Consider the following 19,858-nt stretch of genomic DNA (forward strand, 5'->3'; position numbering starts at 1 on the left):
TGAACGCCCGGCGCGGCGGCCGGCAAGCCGGCGCGCGGTCCCGTCGTTATGGATTAGAGTGCGGAAGCATCCAGACAACGAACAGGACGATGACCATGCCGCCAATCTCACCCCAACTCCATGAGGAACTCGGCAAGCGCCTGCGCAAGAGCCGCGCGGACGTGCAGGCCGCCGTGCGTGCGCGCACGGATGGCGACACGGACGACCGCCCGGCGATCTCGCCCACCGCCCACATGGGGCAGAACGACGACGCCCCGACCGCCGAGATGCTCAGCCATAACGAGGAGCACCGGGCCGAGCACGATTCCGATCTGCTGCACGAGATCGACGCCGCCATCGGGCGCCTGGAATCGGGCGCGATCGGCGTGTGCGTGTCGTGCGGCCGCGAGATCCCGGAAGCGCGCCTGCTCGCCACGCCGACGGTGCAGACATGCGTCGCATGCCAGGAGCGGATCGAACACGAACGCCGCACGGGACGCGGGCCAAGCATGTAAGCGATATGCGCGGCCGGCCGGCGGCCGGGCCCGGACACCGCTGACAGCTGTCCCGCCTGCATGGGGACTGCATTCCGTGGAAATCGCCGTTCTTGCGGCGATTTTTTGATGCGTCCTGTCCACCGATCGCCGGCCTGCCGCGTTTGCCACAGGTCAGCGAACGCCGCCGCCGGTATATCCGGGCGGCGGACGATGTCGTGAGCCCTGCCGACCGGTTCTTCAGCAGAACTTCAGCAGAAAAACAGACGCGCCGCCCGACCGTTAAAATGCGGTACGCTGCGCGCACGTGACCGCCAGAACCGCCGTTTTTGCCTTGATAATAAACCTCTCGAAATCCCAAAGTCGCCGTTGATGAACGATATCTCTCCTCTGACACGGCATCCCGATGTCCTCTACGGTCCGCACCAACCCGAACTGTTGCGCGACGAAATCCTGGCCGACCTGCTGGAGGCCAGCGCACGCCGCACGCCCGACCACCCCGCCCTCATCGCGGGCGACCGCCGCCTGACGTATCGCGAGCTCGACGAGCAAGCCAGCCTGGCCGCGTCGCGCCTGATCGACGCCGGCATCCAGCCCGGCGCCATCGTCGGCTTGTGGATGCCGCGCGGCATCGACCTGCTCGTGATGCAGGCCGCCATCGCCAAGGCCGGCGCCGCCTGGCTGCCCGTCGACGAGGACACGCCCGTCGAACGCCTCCTCGTGTGCATGGACGACGCCGGCTCGCCGGCCCTCGTCAGCAGCGAGCGGATGCGCGACCGCCTCGGTGCCGTCACCCAGCCCATCCACACGGCGGAGGCGCTGCTCGCGCCCGCGCCCGACGGTTACCAGCTGCGCCGGCGCGGTGCCGTGCCGGGCGACGCGCCGGCCTACGTCATCTACACGTCGGGCTCGACGGGCAAGCCGAAAGGCATCCTGATCGACCAGCGCAGCATCTGCCACTTCCTGCGCAGCGAAAACGAAGTGCTGGGCGTGACGGCCGCCGACCGCGTGTATCAGGGCTTTTCCGTCGCGTTCGACATGTCGTTCGAGGAAATCTGGATTTCCTACCTCGTCGGCGCCACCTTGTTCCTCGGTCCCAAGGAAACGGCCGGCGACCCGGAAGCCCTGCCGCGCCTGCTGGCGGAGAACGGCGTCACCGTGCTGCACGCCGTGCCGACCTTGCTCGCGCTGTTCGCCGACGACGTGCCGAGCCTGCGCATCATCAACCTGGGCGGAGAAATGTGCCCGGAGACCGTGGTCGAGCGCTTTTCCAGGCCGGGCCGGCAGATGTTCAACACCTACGGCCCCACCGAGGCGACCGTGTCGGCCAGCCTCGCGCGGCTGGAACCGGGACGGCTGATCACGATCGGCAAGCCGCTGCCGAACTATGGCCTGCTCGTCATCCACACCGAGACGGACAAGGGCTTGCAACTGCTGCCGCGCGGCGACACGGGCGAGCTGTGCATCATCGGCCCGGGCCTGTCGGCCGGCTACCTCGGCCGCCCCGACCTGACGGCCGAGAAATTCCTCGCGAACCCGTGGAGCGCGGGCCCGGACGACCCGCGCCTGTACCGCACGGGCGACCTCGCCCGCATCGAACCGGACGGCCAGGTCGTGTGCCTGGGCCGCACGGACGACCAGGTCAAGATCCGCGGCTTCCGCGTGGAACTGGGCGAAATCGAGGTCCAGCTTGCCCAGCAGGCAGGTGTCGGCACGACGGCCGTGCTGCTGCGCAAGGATGACGGCATCGACCGCCTCGTCGCCTACCTCGTGCCGGCCGCCGGCGCGACGGACGAACAATTGGCGCCGGCGACCCTGCGCCGCGCGCTGTCCGGCAAGCTGCCGCCGTACATGGTGCCGAGCCGGTTCGAGACACTGTCCGTGATGCCGCGCCTGACGTCCGGCAAGATCGACCGCAAGGCGCTGAAGGCGATGGCCCTGTCGGCGCCGCTGCCGAGCGATCCGGCCGAATCCGACGTCGCGGAGACGCCGGGCGAGGAAGCGCTGTTCGCGGCGCTGGGCAAGCTGTTCCCGGGCCAGCCGATCCGGCGCGAGCTGGATTTCTTCAGCGACCTCGGCGGCCACTCGTTCTTCGCCGCCCGCCTGGCGACGGCGCTGCGGGCCGATCCGCGCTTTGCCCACGTGACGGTGCGCGACATTTATTCGCAGCGCCAGGTCGGCGCCATCGCGTCAAGCCTCGACCAGGCCGCCGGCACTACGGCCGCCCTCCCCGACTGGACGCCGCCCGCCAGCGCACGCCGCTGGCTGTGCGGCGCGGCCCAGCTGGCGACCGTCCCCGTACTGATCACGCTGCGGATGGCCCAGTGGCTGGCACCGTTCTTCACCTACCACTTCTTCACGGGCGACCCGGGCGATTCGGTGCCGCGCGCCATCGCCCTGTCGATCGTCGTGTTCCTGCTCGCGACCTTGCTCGAATTCGCCGTCGCGGTCGCCGGCAAATGGCTCGTCGCGGGCCGCCTCAAGCCGGGCAACTATCCGTTATGGGGCACGACCTATTTCCGCTGGTGGCTGGCCGACCGTCTCGTCGAGGCCGCCCCGACCTATCTGCTGGCCGGCTCGTCGCTGTACGGCTGGTATCTGCGCATGCTCGGCGCGAAGGTCGGGCACGATGTCGTGATCGGCTCGCTGACGATCCGCGCGCCGGACCTGCTCGCCATCGGCGACAACGTCAGCATCGGCAATGCCGTCAACTTCGAGAACGCGCGCGTGGAACGGGGCCGCCTGCTGCTCGGCGCGATCGCCCTCGACGACGACGCCTGCGTGTCGTCGTACGCGATCCTGGAAGGCAATACCCGCGTGGGCCGGCGCGGCCACCTGGAAGGCCAGTCCGCGCTGCCGGACGGCGCCGCCGTGCCCGACGGGCGCGTGTGGAGCGGCTCGCCCGCGCGCGACGCCGGCGCGTTCGATCCGTCCACGCTGCCGCCGCGCCCGTCCGTCAGCCGCGCCCGCCTGATGGGCGAAGGCCTGTTCTTCGTGTTCGGCATGCTGCTCGTCGCCACGCTGTTCTTCATGCCCGTCTTTCCGAGCTTCGTGCTGATCGACTGGTTCGACGAACGGGGCACGCTGCCCGTGCTGGCGCAGAATTCGATCCAGGGCCAGCTGTTGCGCTATTTCGTGCTGGCCTTGCCGGCCTCCGCCGTGCTGATCGCGTTGACGATGCTCGTGTCGGCCGCCATCCGCTGGGGCTTCCTGCCGCGCATGATGCCGGGCCGCTCGGCCGTGCACAGCAACGCGTATTGCAAGAAATGGCTCGTGAGCCATATCCAGGAATCGAGTCTGAACGTCCTGCACGGCATCTACGCGACCGTGTTCGCGCCGTTCTGGTACCGCCTGCTGGGCGCCAAGGTCGGCCGCGACGCCGAGATCTCGACGGCGCTGGGCGTCGTGCCCGACATGCTGACCCTGGGCGACGAGACGTTCATCGCCGACGCCGTCATGCTGGGCGACGAGCAGATCGACGGCGGCTGGATGACGATGGAGGCGACGGTCGTCTCCAATCGCAGCTTCGTGGGCAACGGCAGCTACATCCCGGACGGCACCGTGCTGCCGGAGGGCGTGCTCGTGGGCGTGCACACGCACGCGCCGGCGAACGAACGCATGACGGGCGGCGACACGTGGCTCGGTTCGCCGCCGATCCACCTGCCGGCGCGCGAACAGGTCAGCGGCTATCCGGAACACCTGACCTACCGCCCGTCCGCGACGCGCCGCCTCGGCCGCGCGCTCGTCGAAGCCTTCCGCATCGTCGCGCCGCACGCCGTCGTCATCGCCGTCGGCTACACGGTCGTGCTGGACCTGATGCCGATCGCCGGCGCGGGCCGCTGGAGCGAAGTGATCTGGGACCTGGCCCTCGTCGGCCTCGCCTACGGCATCGGCAACTACGTCTTCGTGCTCGCCTTCAAATGGCTGCTGCTGGGCCGCTATGAAAAGCGCGCGGAACCGATGTGGACGCCGTTCGTGTGGCTGTCCGAAGGCGTGACGAATATGTACGAAGGCATCGCCGTGCCCAATTTCATGCGCTACCTGCGCGGCACGCCGTGGCTGCCCATCGCGTTCAACCTGCTCGGCTGCCGCATCGGCCGCGGCGTCTACATGGACACGACGGACATCACGGAATTCGATTGCGTGACGATCGGCGACCACAGCGAACTGAACGCGCTGTCCTGCCCGCAGACGCACCTGTTCGAGGACCGGGTGATGAAGATCGACCACGTCGACATCGGCAGCAAGGTCTACATGGGACCGCGCAGCGCCGTGCTGTACAGCGCGAAGGTGGGCGACAATGCCCGCCTCGGCCCGCTGACCCTCGTCATGAAGGGCGAGCACATCCCGGCCGCGACCGCCTGGGACGGCTTGCCGGCGGCGCCGCAGCGGGTGTGATGGACGTTCTGCCCGTGCGCTGGTGGGCGGATGGCGGGTTCGGCGAGGCGCCTGCTGGCATCGGGCCCGTGCACGTCGTCGGCGTGCGCGGCCAGCCGGACCGCGCCACGGCGCGCCGGACGATCCGCGCCGCCGTGCTGGCGGCGCTGGCGGCAGCGGGCGCGCTGCCGCCGGATCGCGTCCGGCTGTGCGGCGCGCCGGGCGAAGCGCCGTATGCGCTGCTCGGCGACGGCCGGCGCGTCGCGCTGTCGATCAGCCACGACGGCGACCTCTCGGTGGCGGCCGTGCGCCTTGGCGGGGGCGCCGTCGGCATCGACCTGATGTGCGTGACGGACGTCCCGGACTGGCAAGCCGTCGCCCGCGACTACCTCGGCCCCGCGTGCGCGGCGGCGCTCGCCCGCATGCCCGCGCCCGCGCGCGCCGCCGCGTTCGCGCGCGCGTGGAGCGTGCGCGAGGCGCGCCTCAAGTGCCGCGGCCTGGCGCTGGCGGAATGGCGCGCCGACGACGATGCACGCCTGGCCGCATGCGCCTGTTGGCCGCTGGCGGTGCCGGACGGTTACGTGGGCAGCGTGGCGCTGCCACCGGACTGATCCGCCTCCACGCGCCCGCTTCCGGCTTGCGATTTGGGTAAGATTGCAGCATGGACAATCTTACCCACTCCCTCGTCGGTCTCGGCATCGGCGCGCTGGTCGACCGCAGCGTGGCGCCAGAGCCCCTGCCCGACGCCCAGCGCGTACGCACGCGCATGTTGTTGACCATCGGCTGCCTCGCCAGCAATTTCCCCGACCTGGATCTCGTGCTGACGCGCCTGCTCGAAGCGCCGCTGGGCTATCTGCTGCACCACCGCGGCCATACGCACACCTTGGTGGGCGCGCTCGCTGAAGCCGCGCTGCTGCTGGGCCTCGTCTGGCTGCTGTGGCCGGCCGCGCGCGGCCTGCTGCGCACCAGCCGCGGCGCGCGCCTGGCGGCCCTCGTCGCGACCGGCGCCGGGCTGCTGCTGCACATCGCGATGGACGGGCTCAACGTCTACGGCGTGCATCCGTTCTGGCCGTTCGATGCGCGCTGGTATTACGGCGACCTCATCTTCATCGTCGAGCCCGTGTTCTGGATCGCGTTCGGCATCCCGCTCGCCCTGATGGTGCGCGCACGCGTGCCGCGCGGCCTGCTGCTGGCGCTGCTGGTGGCCGTGCCCGCCGGCGTGACGTTCGCCGGTTTCCTGCAGTGGGGTTCGCTTGCGGGCCTGCTGGCACTGGCGGGCGTGCTCGCGTGGATCGCGCGCGGGCAGGCGCGGCGGCCCGGCGGCGCACGCGCGCGCGCGGCGCTCGCCGCCGGGCTGGTCGCGTCGCTCGCCTTCGTCGCCGTCCAGGCCGTCGCCATGCACACGGCGCGTGACACCATCGCGACGGCGATTGCGCGCCTGGACCCGGGCGAGCGCCTGCTCGACACCGCCCTGTCCGCCTATCCCGCCAATCCGCTGTGCTGGTCGTTCGTGACGGTGGCGACCGATGCCGCGCACGCCAGTTACCACCTGCGCCGCGGCCTGCTCAGCATCGCCCCGGGCGTCAGCCGGGCCGCGGCCTGCCCCGCGCCGATCGCCGGCCGGGCCATGGGTCGCGACCCCGGGCTGGCCTGGCAAAGCGACGAGCGCGACAGCCTGGCGCACCTGCGCTGGCTGCAACAGGCCAACTGCCACTTCGACGCCTGGATGCGTTTCGCGCGCGCGCCGTCGGTCGCGGAAACGACGGCCACGGATGCGCGCTGGAGCCCGCCTGGCAGTCCCAATTTCTCGACGATCGACTATGCCGGGCTCGCGTCGGCGCCCTGTCCGCATGCCGTGCCGGGCTGGGGGTATCCCCGTGGCGACCTGTTGCGGCAGCCTTGAGCTGCGCATCGTGCAAGCGCCGGGCGATCATGCCGTCCGGCCGCTCGTTACCGGCCCGAACCAGACGTTAGCCATAGGTGGACGCGGTACTGGCGCGAGAACCGGGAACAAACACAGCGACCGGCCGGCCGCGAGTCCCTCTGTCGTCCCGGTATCTACAATGTCAGCGCATTCACATGCCCCGTGACCTCGCGGTCCGGCATGCCGCGCACGTCCTTGGCGGAGAACTGGCTGACGTCGCGCAGCGCGAACAGCGCCGCCCCGCCTTGCCCGCGCTGCAGATTGACGGCATGGAAGCTGGCATCGCTGACATCGTCCAGCACGACCGCGGTTCGCCCCTCGGGCTGGACGTAGCCGACCTTGACGTGATGAACCTCGATTGCCTTCACGTGACGCAGGTAGAACGCATACGCCGGCGCCTTGCCGAACATGCCCGGCTCCGGATACCCACCGGGAAGTTCGGGCGGCACCAGCGCGCTCCAGGCCGCATCCCCGCCACCCTGCGTTTCTATCTGCACATTACTGATGCGAATGTCCTCGATCGGATGCCCCGGCAGCCCGGCAATGGTGCTGGCGTGATTGCGGTACGCACCGGAGACGACAATATTGCTGATATTGATGCGCTTGATGGTGCCCACCGCCGGCTTGTTCGGTCCGCGCAGGCGCGCGCCCAAGCGTATGAAGATCGGATCGTTCACCACGTTGCGCATCGTGATGTTGGAAATCGACACGTCCTCGATGTGCGAACCGTCCACGCTCTCGATCGCCAGGCCGCGGCACGTGTCGAAAATGCAGTTGGTGATCGTGATGTTCTTGAAGTCGCCATTCGATTCGGTGCCCAGCTTGATGCGGCCGTATAGCCCCGAGCGGTAATCCGGCGTGCTGCGCTTGAACGTGCCATCGAGCAGGCTGCCCTCGTCGAAATTTCCCGATACCATGCAATCGGAGATCGTGATGTTTTCGCAGTGCTGGATGCGGCCCAGGCCGTAGCTGGCCTTGAGGCAAATCGCATCGTCCCAGGGCGTATTCAGGCTGCAATTCGTGACGCGCACATTGCTGCACGCGTCGATGTCCATGCCGTCGCGGTTGGTGTCGATGGTCAGGTGGTCGATCAGCATATTGGAGCAACCGGTCGCCAGTATGCCGAAATGGCCGCCATGCAAGATCGAAAAATCGCGCAAGGTCACGTTCCGGCACTCGCGCAGCGCGATCGCCTTGTCGCCTTCGCCGGGCTGGTCCGGCTTGTCGGTGTAGTTGCCGGTGTACTTGTCGTGACCGCTATTCAGGCCTTTGCCATGGATTAAGCCGCCGCCCACGATGGCCACGTGGTCCAGGCCGATACCCCAGATCAGGCTGTTTTGCCAGTGGCTGTGGCCGTAGTCCTGATAGTTGCCGCCGGCCTCGTTCGGCTCGGGCGGATCGTAGCGCGCCACGCTCGCGTCGACCGCTTCGATCACCGCGCCCGCCTCCAGGTAGAGCGTGATGTTGCTCTTGAGCCTGATCGACGCCGACAGGTAGCGCCCCGGCGGGAAATACACCGTGCCCCCGCCCGCGGCCGCGGCGGCAGCGATGGCAGCATTGACCGCCGGCGAGTCGAGCGTGCGGCCATCACCCTTGGCGCCGAAGCGCTTGACGTCGAACAGCGAGCTCGTTGGTATGGGCGGCGCCGCCAGCGCGCACGCCGGGAGTACGGAAGCGAGCGCAACGGCCCGTGTCAGGAAATTTCTGCGTGCAGGTAACATGTCTAATCCTTTGGTTTTTCGGGGCCGCACGGTCAAAACGTCGCCGCGCCGCAGCACGGCATGGCCGGCGCCGCCGGCTGCGCCAGCACCGGGGTTGCCATCGATGCGGCAAGCACGCAGGCCGCGGTGTTCATGCCGTTTTCCTCAAGAAATTTTCAAGGCGTTGGCGTAAGCCAGGGCGGGGATGTCGGCCGGCAGCGTGACCTGCAAACCCTGTGCGGTTTGTTCGAACGCCAGCGCACCCTTGGCGCCGAGCAGCTCGACCCGCCGGATGCGCCCGGCCAGGTGCGCGCTGGCGCTGCCCAGGGCCGCGATCGACACCTTGCCCGATGCCGGCCAGCCCATGATGAAGGCGAACACGGTCTTGCCCTTGGCGGTGAAGCGCACATCGTCCGCCGAGAACGGCTTGCCCTTACCCTCGTTGAAGCTGGCGCCCGTCTTCGACGTGGCCCCCTCCAGCGCCACCGGCCCTTCGCCGTACATGGCCCAGGGGCGGGTGTCGTAGATGGCCTCGCCGTTGACCGCCATCCAGCGCCCGATTTCCTCGACGATGGCGCGCTCCTGCTCGTCGATGGTGCCGTTGCCGCGCACCGGTACGCTCAGCAGCAGGTTGCCGTTCTTGCTGACCACGTCGATCAGCGTATGCACCACCGTCTGCGCACTCTTGTAGCCCTTGCGCTCGTACAGCCGCCGGTCGTAGTGCCAGTTGCCGATGCAGGTGCAGGTCTGCCATGGCAGCGGCTCGATCTGGTGGCTCTGGCCGCGCTCGATGTCCCACACCATGCTGCGGCGCTGCTGTTCATTGAGGATTTTGCCGTTGACCACGGCCTCGTTCCGGCCCTTCTTGGCGATGCTGCGGTTATACATGTGTGCCGTCAGGCGCAAGCCGGCGTCGCTAAACGGGAACAAGGGCAGCACGGCATCGTCGTAATACACGATGTCCGGATCATAGTTGTCGATCAGGTCGCGCGTACGGTTGAAGAATTTCTCGCAGTATGCCTGGTCCGGAATGGGGACGCCCCGAACATGGTTTTGCGCGTACAGCGCCTGCGGATCCATCCCTTCCCACCACGTGCCCTTGCCGTCGGCGCGGGTCGACTTGCCGTCATAGGCGATGCCGGCGTAGGGACCGCTCTTGTCGGCGCCCTGCGCATCCTCGAACCAGGTCCAGGTGCGCGCCGCATGCACGCTCACGCCGAAACGCATGCCGTTGGCGCGCGCCGCGCGGCTCCAGCCGCCGATCAAGTCCTTGCCCGGACCGACCCTGGTGGAATTCCACTCGGGCTGGTAGCGGCTGTTGTACAGGTCGAGGTTGTCGTGATGGTTGGCCAGCGCCATGAAATATTTTGCCCCGGCCTTCTTGTAAAGGGCCAGCAGGGCGTCCGGATCCCAGCGCTCCCCCTTCCACAGGTGGATCACATCCTTGAAGCCGAATTTGGACGGGTGGCCGTACTTCTGCACATGGTAGCGATAGTGATCGCTGCCTTCCACGTACATGCCGCGCGCATACCAGTCGCCATGTTCCGGTTCGCACTGCGGGCCCCAGTGGGCCCAGATGCCGAACTTGGCGTCGCGGAACCAGTCCGGCGTCTGGTAGGTCGACAACGAATCCCAGGTCGGCGCGAACGGGCCGGCCGCGATCGTGCCCGTACCGGTTTGCGTCAGGGCGTCGGCGGCGCGCGCATAAGGCGACAGGGCGACGGCGGGAACCGCCGCGCCCAAATGCTTCAGTAATTGTCGTCGTTTCAAACTCGCTCCCGTGTGTGTATCGGCGCTTCGAAATCAAGTTCAGACCGCTGGCGGCGGCTCGCGCACTGTGTAGTATATATTAAATACAATCAAGGCGTAAACCGGGCCCAGGCGTGCAGTTCATCGGGCACGCCTGACTCAACTCAGCAGAATATTCACACTGGCGCGTCAGGGCTTCGAGGACGACCGTCCCAGCAGTGGCTTAAAAGATACGGTCCGTGAACATTCTTGCATCACTTTGTGGTAACTCAACACTATTGCCCGTTCGCACTACCTGTTAGACTCTTCCGTTTCACCCGCCTGCAATACAATCTCACGAAAATTCACGCAGGCGGCGACCGTGCCCGGTGCACGGCGAACCAAGCTTACGCATATAAAACTGGGGTAGTTCATGAAGAAACAGCAGGGTCGGTTGACCCCTAGCCTGCTCGCCATGTCGATCGCGGCGATCGCATGGGGCACGACGGTTGCGCCCGCGTGCGCGCAGACGGCCGGCGCACAGGCCGGCGGCATCCAGGAAGTCATCGTCACGGCGCAGCGCACGGCCGCGCCGGCATCGAAGACGCCGGTGGCGCTGAGCGTGCTCACGGCCGACGATCTGGACAAGATCGGCGCCGACCAGCCGGGCGCGCTCGCCGCCCGGCTGCCCAACACTTATCTGGAAAACTCGTACGACGGGCTGCGCATCACGATCCGCGGCGTGTCGAATGCGGACGTCACGGAAAAAGGCGATCCGTCGGCCGCGTTCATGGTCGACGGCGTGTACGTCGCACGGCCGCAGAGCCAGAACGTGGCACTGTACGACGTCGACCGCGTGGAAGTCCTGCGCGGTCCGCAGGGCACGCTGTACGGGCGCAACACGACGGCCGGCGTCGTCAACGTCATCACGAAGGCGCCCGTGAACCGCTTCGAAGGCGACGTCAACGCCACCCTCGGCAACTGGGGCGAGCGCAAGGTCGGCGCCATGGTCAACGTGCCCGTGAACGCCATGCTCGCGCTGCGCGCCGCGGCCACCTGGAACGAACACGATTCCTACCTGAAGAACGGCGCCGGCACGCCGCGCGGCCTGGGTCTCGATCGCGACGACCGCGCCGCGCGCCTGTCCGCGAAGCTGGCGCTGGGCGACAAGGCGTCCCTGCTCGTGCGCTACGAAGCGAGCCGCGACGACAGCAACAACGACGGCACGGTCCCCGATTCGAACTTCTACGACGGCATCGCGACCGGCAACCCCGTGTGGAAAGGCGATTCGACCAACCGCCAGCTGACCTACCGCTTCAATCCCCCCAACACGCGCTTCGAACAGGGCCATTCGCACAAGACGACGTCCGCCCTGACGGCGGAACTGAACTGGAATCTCGGACCGGCGACGCTGTCGTGGCTCGGTGCGCACCGCAGCTTCGACCACGACTACCTGTACAACTTCTACTACCGCGTCGCGCCGACGTTCGCGCTCGGCGTGCGCCAGCCGTTCGACGGCAGCTACAACCAGGACTCGCACGAACTGCGCCTCGCCACCAACGGCGCCGGACCGTTCAGCGCCCAGGGCGGGGTGTACTGGTTCCGCGAACGCGCGCGCGACGTCTATTATTTCCGCGATCTGCAAGCGGTCGGCCTGCCGCCCTACTATGTGTTCGGCAACGACCCGGTCCAGTCGCGCAGCAAGGCGGTGTTCGGGCAGGCGACCTACCGCCTCGCGGACGGCCTGCGCGCCACGGCCGGCGCCCGCTACACGGAGGACGACAAGTCGCGCACCGGCTACATCGGCTACCAGGGCACCCCGACGTTCAACGCGGCCACCGACCTGCGCGAGCTGAACGCCGGCAGCATTTCGACCGACAAGACGACGTGGCGCCTGGGCCTCGACTACGATCTCGCACCGGCCACCCTCGTCTACGGCTCGATCGCGACCGGCTACAAGGCCGGCGGCTTCAACGACGGCTGCGCGGCAGGCGACAACCGCGGCGGCATCGGCTGTCCCGCGGCCAGCGCGCTGCCGGCCGCCAGCCTCACGTACCGGCCCGAGACCGTGCGCGCCTACGAGGCCGGCGTCAAGACCCGCTTCTGGGACCGCCGGGCGAGCCTGAACGTGGCCGTGTTCCACTACGACTACCGCAACCTGCAGCTGTCCAACGAAGTCGTCGTGAACGGCCGGCCGCGCTACGAGACGACCAATGCCGGCCAGGCCAGCATCCGCGGCCTGGAAGCGGACGGCCAGGTGCTCGCGACGAGCGCCGACCGCTTCACGTACGCGCTCACGCTGCTCGACGCGCACTACGCCAGCTACGCGCCGGACGGCGTGCATTCCTGGGCCGGGGTCAAGCTCGATCGCACGCCGGCGCGCACCCTGTCGCTCGGCTGGGAACACAGCCTGCATCTCGCCGGCGGCCTGCTGTCGGGCGGCGTCGGCACCCGCGCCAGCGCGAGCTATCTGCTCGCCGTGCCGCAGGCGGGGCTGAAGTACCGCGTCCCCGGCCACACGGAATCCGACCTGCACCTCGGTTGGGAACCGGACGGCGCCCGCTGGCGCGTGCTGGCGCGCGTGCGCAACCTCGAAAACGAGGTGCGCCCGATGACGATCAGTTCCTCCGGCCTGGCCGTGCCGACCGAACCGCGCACGGCCGACGTCCGCCTCGATTACCGTTTCTGATCCTGCCGCGGCCGCCGCACCCCGGCGGCCGCATTTATCGTTACGTCGTGCCCCTGGAGCCTACTATGCCCCCGTTGCTGCACCGTCGTCTGCCTGTCGTTTCCGCCATCCTTCTCGCGATCTTCCTCCTCGTCCTCGCCAGACGCATCGGCGGCGAGAGCACCATGCTGCTCGTCGCCAGCTCGCTCGTGATGTTCGGCTGCTGCTGGGCCAGCGCCGCGCACCTGCTCGGCGCCGGGGCCGCGCTGCGCCTCGTCGCCATCGCCACGGGCTTCGGCTGGCTGGCGGAACAGCTGGGGTCCTCGTACGGCTGGTTCTTCGGCAGCTACGCGTACACGCCCGTGCTCGGACCGCGCCTGGGCGACGTGCCCGTCGTGATCCCGATGATGTGGTTCGCGCTCGCGTATATCGGCTATGTGGTGTCCAACCTGATCGTGTGGCAGGACCCCGTCGACGCGCCCGCGTCGCCCGGCCACGACGCCATCCTGGCGCTGGTGGGCGCGACGGTCGTCACGTGCTATGACCTGGGCGTCGATCCGTACATGGTGTATGTGCTCAAGGCCTGGATCATGGCGAAGACGGACGGCTGGTGGTTCGGCGAGACCGTGCAGGGCTTCGCCGGCTGGATGACCGTGTCGTTCGCGATCCTGTTCGCCTTCCGCCGCCTCGCGCGCGTGCGCCCGGCCGCCGCCGTTCCGCCGACCGCGCGCCACGTGCTCGTGCCGCTCGGCGTGTATGCCGGGCTGATGGTGTTCCAGGTGCTGCTCGGCTATCCCGTCGAAGCGCGCACGATCGCCCTGTTCGCGATGGGCTTCCCGCTGCTGGCGGCGGTCGCCGGCCTGCTGCGCTGGCAAGGCGTCCTGGCCCGTCCGGCCGCCGACGTCCAACCCGCCGCCGCGCTGCCGGCCGCTGCACTGAAGGAGGCAGCATGAAACGCGACGACCTCGAACCCGGCCTGGCCGACAATCCGACCCTGCGCGCCGATCCGCTGGCCGACGCCACCATCGGGCGCATCCTCGGCCCCGGCCAGAGCGGCGGTCCGGACATGGCGACGATCGGTGTCCTGAACAAGGAGATCGCACGCTGGCAGCTGAACGGGGACCTGGACGGCTGGCGCGCCAGCCCCGGCCTGCCCCCGGAGATGGCCGCCGCGCTGGAAGATTACGTCGAACAGGCGCGCGTGCTGCCTGACTGGGCCATCGCTTCGAAAATCGCGCGGGCCGAAGTCCTGTTCATGGAAATGAGCATGGCCTCGTGCACGCTGCTGTTCTGCGCCAGCCTGCCGCAATGCTATGTGATGCCCGACCTGGCCGCCGTGCTGCACGCGGCCGGCGAACTGGAACAGCACACGGACTACCGCGTGCGCGCCACCGCCGCCATGATCTTCCCCGTCATGATGCACGGCGGCCTCACGGCCCCCGCCGGCGGCGGCGTCGCCCAGGCCATCAAGGTGCGCCTGATCCACGCCATGATCCGCTACCTGGTGCTGCGCGGCCACGTGGCCGACGCGCTCGTCGCGCCGCGCCGCCTGCCCCGCCTCCTGGCGCTCGGCGGCACGATGCCGCAGGTGCTGTATGCGCACGGCTGGGACGTCGACCGCCTCGGCCTGCCCTGCAACCAGGAAGAACTGGCGTACACGCTGCTGACCTTCAACTACGTGTTCCTGCAAGGCCTGCGCCGCCTCGGCCTCGGCCTCTCCAAAGGCGACGAGGAAGCGTACATGCACACGTGGAACGTGCTGGGCTGGGTGCTGGGCATCGAGCCCGGCCTGATGACGGACACGATGACCGATGCGGCCCGCATGTTCGACGACCTGCAGGCAAGCGCGCGCCGCCAGGTTCGCAAATCCGACCCGCGCCCGGCGCTGGCCGGCGCGCTCGTCGCGACGATGCAGCGCTATATTCCGCCGCGCGTGCTGAAACCCTTCCCCGTGCTGCTGACGCGCCACCTGGTCGGCAAGAAGGCGTCGTGCGACCTGGGCCTGGACGGCCGTGTGTCGCTGCTGTCGCGCGGCCTGTTCGTGCTGGGCTTTGCCTTCGTGCGCGGCATCGACGCCATCGGGCGCCTCGTGTTCCCCGGCTTCTCGATCTCGCGCCTCGTCACGCGCATCCTCGGCTACCAGCTCACCGCCAAGCTGCTGATGGACGAAACCCGCCCGCTGAAACTGCCGGCCACGCTGCGCAAGGAAGTCAGCGACGCCGTCCAGTCGTGGCACAACGACGCCAGGGCGCCGCGCTGGGTGAACGCCCTCGAGCGCCGCCTCACCGGGCGCGGCGCGCCCGCCGCCCGTCAAGGATAAAACGATGTTCGCACTGCCTTTATCGACCCCATCGCGCGGCCCGCGCCGGTTCGCGCTCGCGCTGCTGCTTGCGCTGCTCTCCGTGCTGGGCATCGCGCATGCCGTACAGGCGCCGCTCGTGCTGGACGACGCCGCGGCCCACGTCGAAGCCTGGCCCGCCGTCACGCTGCTGCGCGATCCGGAAGGCCGCTTCGACGCCGCCGATCTCATCGCGGCGCCCGGGCGCTTCACGGCGCCGAATGCGGCCTATGCCACGCTGGGCATGGAAAAAGGCGTCGTGTGGGTGCGCGTTCCCGTGCAGGCGACGGCGGGCACCGACGGCGCATGGGCGCTCAAGGTCGACTTCGGCCTGCTCAACCGCGTCGACGTCTGGCTCGTGCGCGCCGGCCACGTCGAACGCCATGCGCAGGGCGGCTCCGAACGCACGGGCGAGCGCGGCACGATCGCGCGCGGGGGCCCGGTGCCGGCATTCCTCCTGCACCTGGACCCTGGCGTGACCTACGACGTGCTGCTGCGCGTGGACACGAACGGCCCCAAGATCCTGCCGATCAGCTTCGACAAGCCGGGCACGTTCTACGAGGACGCGCTGCACGACCGGCTCGTGCAGGGCATCCTCACGGGCCTGTTCCTGTGCCTGCTGCTGTACAGCCTTGCCCAATGGGTCAACCTGCGCGAGATCCTGTTCGCCAAGTACGCGCTGCTGATCGGCGGCCTGGCCATGTACAACATCGCCTGGTGGGGCCTCGGCGCCGAATACCTGTGGGGCACCAGCCGGTGGGCGACGGTGCACGCCACCGGCATCATCTCGCTGATGACGGCCTGCGGCGGCTACCTGTTCGTGGGCGAAGCCCTGACGCGCCCCGGCGTCGACCGCATCTTCCCGCGCCTGATGCAGACCGGCGCCGTGCTGTGCGTGATCGCCGCCACCGCCTTCGGCTTCGGCCTGATCGAGGACGGGGCGCTGGTCGCCATCATCGGCTCGCTGGGCATCATGCCGATGCTGCTGGGCCTCCCCGGCGCCTTCAACCGCGCGCGCCGCGGCGACACGGTCGGCATCTACTTCCTCGTCGGCTGGGCCGCGAGCTTCGTCAGCTCCGCGATCCAGGCGCAAGTCATCAAGGGCGGCCTGGACGCGACCTACTGGACGCTGAACTCCACCCAGTTCGGCGGCACGTTCGACATGCTCGTGTTCATGCGCATCCTGGGCCTGCGCACGAAGAGCATCCAGGACGCCATGCTGCGCGCCGAGGCGGCGACCCGCATGAAATCGGAATTCCTGGCCAATATGAGCCACGAGATCCGCACGCCGATGAACGCGATCATCGGCATGAGCCGCCTCGCGCTGATGGCCGATCCGACGCCGAAGCAGCGCAACTACCTCGGGAAGATCCTCGGCGCGGGCGAGCACCTGCTGGGCATCATCAACGACATCCTCGACTTTTCCAAGATCGAGGCCGGCCGCATGACGCTCGACGCCGTGCCGTTCGACCTCGACGACATGCTCGAACACCTGTCCAGCATCGCCGCCATCAAGACCGACGCCAGGCGCGTTGAACTCGTGTTCTGCGTGCCGCGCGGCGTGCCGGCCCGTCTCGTGGGCGACCCGCTGCGCCTGGGCCAGGTGCTGATCAACCTGACCAACAACGCCGTCAAGTTCACCGAGGAAGGCGAGATCGTCGTCGCCGTCGACGTGGTCGAGCGCGAGGCCGGCCGCATCGTGCTGTGCTTCTCCGTCAGCGACACCGGCATCGGCATGGACGCCGACCAGCTGGCGCGCCTGTTCCAATCCTTCACCCAGGCCGACAATTCGATCACCCGCAAATACGGCGGCACGGGCCTGGGCCTGTCGATCTCGAAGCAGCTCGTCGAACTGATGGGCGGCACGATCGCCGTCACGAGCACGCCGGGCGTGGGCAGCCGCTTTTCCTTCACGGTCCCGCTGAGCATCGCGGACGCCGACAGCACGGCCGCGCCGGCACCCGGCGCCGCGCTGCAGCGCATGCGCGTGATGGTCGTCGACGACAGCCCCGGCGCGCGCGACGCCCTCGTCGAGATGCTGGACGGCTTCGGCATCCAGGCCGACGCCGTCGCGTCCGGCGAGGAATCGCTGGCCCGGCTGGCGCAGGCCGTGCAGGAAGAGGCTCCGTACCAGGTGGTGCTGATGGACTACATGATGCCGGGCTGGGACGGCGTCGAGACGATCCGCCGCATCCGCGCCGACGCGCGCTTCGCGGCGCCGCCCGCGATCCTGATGGTCAGCGCCTGCACCCGCGAAGGCGTGCTGCAGCAGGAAGGCGACCTGCCGCTGTCCGGCTTCCTCACCAAGCCCGTCGGTCCGGCGCTGCTGTACGACAGCCTGCTGCAGGTGCTGCGTCCCGACCTGGCCGCGCCGGCCGGCGGCGCGGCCGCGCAACCCGCCTTCGGCAAGCGGCCCGACGCCGACCGCCTGGCCGGCGCGCGCGTCCTGCTGGTGGACGACAACGCCAACAACCGCGAGGTGGCGCTCGACTTCCTGGCCGTGGCGCGCATGCGGGTCGACGCCGCCACCAGCGGCCCGGAGGCCATCCGCATGGCGCAGGACGGCGACTACGATCTCGTGCTGATGGACATCCAGATGCACGGGATGGACGGCTTCACCGCGACCCGCGCCATCCGCGCCCTGCCCGGCTGCGCCGCCCTGCCGATCGTCGCCATGACGGCGCACGCGATGGCCGGCGACCGCGAAAAGAGCCTGGCCGCGGGCATGATCGACCACGTCGTCAAGCCGATCGACCCGGACCTGCTGCTGCGCACCCTGGTGAAATGGATCGATCCGGCCCGCCTGGCCGGCCGCGTGCCGGCGCAAGCGGCGCGCGCCGAACCGGCGCCGGCCGGCGCGGCGGCGGCAAGCCTGCCGGCCGTGCGCGGCGTCGACTGGCACCGCGCGCTGGCGGCCGCCGGCGGCCAGCAGCAGCGCCTGCGCCGCCGCATCGCCGGCTTCCTGCAGGAATACGTGAACGCGCCGCAGTCGATGCGCGACGCGCTGGCGCACGGCGACTACGCGCCGCTGCAGGCGCTGGCGCACAACCTGAAATCGGGCGCCGCCTACATCGGCGCGGCGCCGCTGGCGCTGCTGGCCGGCACGCTCGAGGAAGACCTGCGCTCGGGCCGCGCCGAACGCGTGTCGGTGCTGGCGCCGGACCTGATCGTGGCGCTGGACAGCGTGCTGCTGGGCCTCTCCCGCATCGGCGCCGCCCAGGCGCCTGCCGTCAGCGGCCTCGATGCCGGCGCCCTGCTGGCGCGCCTGCGCGGCTTCCTGGAAACGGACGACGCGCGCGCCGAGGATGCGCTGGCCGAACTGCAGGGCGTGCTGACCGACGCGCGCCACGCGGCGCCGCTTTGCGCCATCCGCGCCGCGGTCGACGAGATCGAGTACGAGCGCGCACTGGTCCACCTCGACGCGCTGGAGCGCGCCGTCGACACCCAGATGGAGGCCGCATCGTGAACCACGTCGAACCGCAGAAAGTCCTGATCGCCGACGACGACCCGATCAACCGCCAGGTGCTGGCCGAGCTGCTCAAGCCGGAATACACGGTGCTGCTGGCGAAGAACGGCGAACAGGCGCTGGAACGGGCCGCGCGCCACGCGCCGGACCTGATCCTGCTCGACGTGATGATGCCGGACCTGGACGGCTACGAAGTGCTGCGCCGGCTGCGCGCCGACCCGCAGCTGGAGCAGATCGCCGTCATCTTCATCTCGGGCCTGGGCCGCCCGGAAGACGAGGCGAACGGCCTCAAGCTGGGTGCCGCGGACTACATCGCCAAGCCGTTCAACGCCACCGTCGTGATGGCGCGCGTGGCGCTGCACCTGCAGCTCGTGCGCCAGCGCCGCATGCTGGAACGCCTGGCGCACGTGGACGGCCTGACGGAGCTGGCCAACCGGCGCCGCTTCGACGAGCTGTACGCGCAGGAGTGGCAGCGCGCCCAGCGCAACGGCTGGCCGCTGTCGCTGGCCCTGCTCGACATCGATGCGTTCAAGCAGTACAACGACTACTACGGCCACCCGGCCGGCGACCGCGCCCTGCGCGCCGTCGCGCGCACGACGGCCGCGGGCCTGCGCCGCCCGGCCGACCTGGCGGCGCGCTACGGCGGCGAGGAATTCGTGCTGCTGCTGCCGGACACGGACGCCGTCCAGGCGCGCCACGTGGTGGACGAGGTGTGCGCGACGATCGCCGCCCTGGAATTGCCGCACGCGGCGTCGCAGGTGGCGTCGGTGCTCACGGTCAGCGTGGGCGGCGTGACGCTCGGCGGACACGGCCCGGAAAGCGCGGCCGAATTGTTCGAGGCGGCGGACGAGCACCTGTACCGCGCCAAGCAGGAAGGCCGCAACCGGGTGGTGTGGCGGACGGCGCTGGCCGATTGAATCGGCGGGCACGGGGTGCCCGCCCTACCGCATGCGGCGTCGTTGCGGGCCGCGTCGGCGGTTGCATCGCGTGGGCACGGGGTGCCCACCCTACCGCATGCGGCGTCGTTGCGCGCCGCGTCGGCGGTTGCATCGCGTGGGCACGGGGTACCCACCCTACCGCATGCGGCGTCGTTGCGGGCCGCGTCGGCGGTTGCATCGCGTGGGCACGGGGTGCCCACCCTACCGCATGCGGCGTCGTTGCGGCCGCGTCGGCGGTTGCATCGC

General features: G+C 69.3%; 11 protein-coding genes. 9 read left to right on the forward strand and 2 right to left on the reverse strand.

Annotated elements, in window-relative coordinates; genetic code table 11:
- Positions 1-95 precede the first annotated feature (95 nt).
- The 4 genes from ACEN9Q_RS14785 (at position 96) to ACEN9Q_RS14800 (ending at position 6,753) form a co-directional block, all read left to right on the forward strand.
- The gene (locus ACEN9Q_RS14785) at positions 96-494 is read left to right on the forward strand and encodes a TraR/DksA family transcriptional regulator (protein WP_495625112.1); all 399 of its coding nucleotides are present in this window, start codon (positions 96-98) and stop codon (positions 492-494) included.
- A gap of 351 nt (positions 495-845) precedes the next feature.
- Positions 846-4,871 (forward strand): Pls/PosA family non-ribosomal peptide synthetase, encoded by a 4,026-nt coding sequence (locus ACEN9Q_RS14790; protein ID WP_495625113.1) that lies wholly within the window; start codon positions 846-848, stop codon positions 4,869-4,871.
- The gene (locus ACEN9Q_RS14795) at positions 4,871-5,461 is read left to right on the forward strand and encodes a 4'-phosphopantetheinyl transferase superfamily protein (protein WP_495625114.1); all 591 of its coding nucleotides are present in this window, start codon (positions 4,871-4,873) and stop codon (positions 5,459-5,461) included. The genes ACEN9Q_RS14790 and ACEN9Q_RS14795 overlap by 1 nt, the downstream gene beginning before the upstream one ends.
- A gap of 50 nt (positions 5,462-5,511) precedes the next feature.
- Positions 5,512-6,753: a metal-dependent hydrolase gene (locus ACEN9Q_RS14800; RefSeq protein ID WP_495625115.1), complete on the forward strand. Its 1,242-nt coding sequence runs from the start codon at positions 5,512-5,514 to the stop codon at positions 6,751-6,753.
- 155 nt (positions 6,754-6,908) lie between these two features.
- Here the strand turns inward: ACEN9Q_RS14800 and ACEN9Q_RS14805 are convergent, their stop codons facing one another.
- Both ACEN9Q_RS14805 and ACEN9Q_RS14810 read right to left on the reverse strand, forming a co-directional pair.
- The gene (locus ACEN9Q_RS14805) at positions 6,909-8,552 is read right to left on the reverse strand and encodes a rhamnogalacturonidase (protein ID WP_495625116.1); all 1,644 of its coding nucleotides are present in this window, start codon (positions 8,550-8,552) and stop codon (positions 6,909-6,911) included.
- A gap of 87 nt (positions 8,553-8,639) precedes the next feature.
- The gene (locus ACEN9Q_RS14810; RefSeq protein ID WP_495625117.1) at positions 8,640-10,244 is read right to left on the reverse strand and encodes an alpha-L-fucosidase; all 1,605 of its coding nucleotides are present in this window, start codon (positions 10,242-10,244) and stop codon (positions 8,640-8,642) included.
- 391 nt (positions 10,245-10,635) lie between these two features.
- On the opposite strand from ACEN9Q_RS14810, the gene ACEN9Q_RS14815 reads away from it, so the two are divergent.
- The 5 genes from ACEN9Q_RS14815 (at position 10,636) to ACEN9Q_RS14835 (ending at position 19,591) form a co-directional block, all read left to right on the forward strand.
- A complete protein-coding gene (locus tag ACEN9Q_RS14815; RefSeq protein WP_495625118.1) occupies positions 10,636-12,891 on the forward strand; it encodes a TonB-dependent receptor in 2,256 nt (751 codons plus the stop codon).
- A gap of 65 nt (positions 12,892-12,956) precedes the next feature.
- Complete coding sequence (locus ACEN9Q_RS14820) at positions 12,957-13,823, forward strand: carotenoid biosynthesis protein (RefSeq protein WP_495625119.1); 867 nt, start codon at positions 12,957-12,959, stop codon at positions 13,821-13,823.
- Positions 13,820-15,190, forward strand: a complete 1,371-nt coding sequence (locus tag ACEN9Q_RS14825; RefSeq protein WP_495625120.1) for an oxygenase MpaB family protein — start codon at positions 13,820-13,822, stop codon at positions 15,188-15,190. Before ACEN9Q_RS14820 ends, ACEN9Q_RS14825 begins: the two co-directional genes overlap by 4 nt.
- 4 nt (positions 15,191-15,194) lie before the next feature.
- Positions 15,195-18,674, forward strand: a complete 3,480-nt coding sequence (locus ACEN9Q_RS14830; RefSeq protein ID WP_495625121.1) for a hybrid sensor histidine kinase/response regulator — start codon at positions 15,195-15,197, stop codon at positions 18,672-18,674.
- The gene (locus ACEN9Q_RS14835; RefSeq protein ID WP_056436014.1) at positions 18,671-19,591 is read left to right on the forward strand and encodes a diguanylate cyclase; all 921 of its coding nucleotides are present in this window, start codon (positions 18,671-18,673) and stop codon (positions 19,589-19,591) included. The genes ACEN9Q_RS14830 and ACEN9Q_RS14835 overlap by 4 nt, the downstream gene beginning before the upstream one ends.
- Positions 19,592-19,858 lie beyond the last annotated feature (267 nt).

It is taken from the genome of Massilia sp. Masssp93 (assembly GCF_059491295.1).

Excerpts from the sequence above, each read along its gene's own strand:
- ACEN9Q_RS14800 (WP_495625115.1), top strand. The coding sequence starts at position 5,512 with ATGGACAATCTTACCCACTCCCTCGTCGGTCTCGGCATCGGCGCGCTG.
- ACEN9Q_RS14830 (WP_495625121.1), top strand. The coding sequence starts at position 15,195 with ATGTTCGCACTGCCTTTATCGACCCCATCGCGCGGCCCGCGCCGGTTC.
- ACEN9Q_RS14785 (WP_495625112.1), top strand. The coding sequence starts at position 96 with ATGCCGCCAATCTCACCCCAACTCCATGAGGAACTCGGCAAGCGCCTG.
- ACEN9Q_RS14795 (WP_495625114.1), top strand. The coding sequence starts at position 4,871 with ATGGACGTTCTGCCCGTGCGCTGGTGGGCGGATGGCGGGTTCGGCGAG.
- ACEN9Q_RS14790 (WP_495625113.1), top strand. The coding sequence starts at position 846 with ATGAACGATATCTCTCCTCTGACACGGCATCCCGATGTCCTCTACGGT.
- ACEN9Q_RS14820 (WP_495625119.1), top strand. The coding sequence starts at position 12,957 with ATGCCCCCGTTGCTGCACCGTCGTCTGCCTGTCGTTTCCGCCATCCTT.
- ACEN9Q_RS14815 (WP_495625118.1), top strand. The coding sequence starts at position 10,636 with ATGAAGAAACAGCAGGGTCGGTTGACCCCTAGCCTGCTCGCCATGTCG.
- ACEN9Q_RS14825 (WP_495625120.1), top strand. The coding sequence starts at position 13,820 with ATGAAACGCGACGACCTCGAACCCGGCCTGGCCGACAATCCGACCCTG.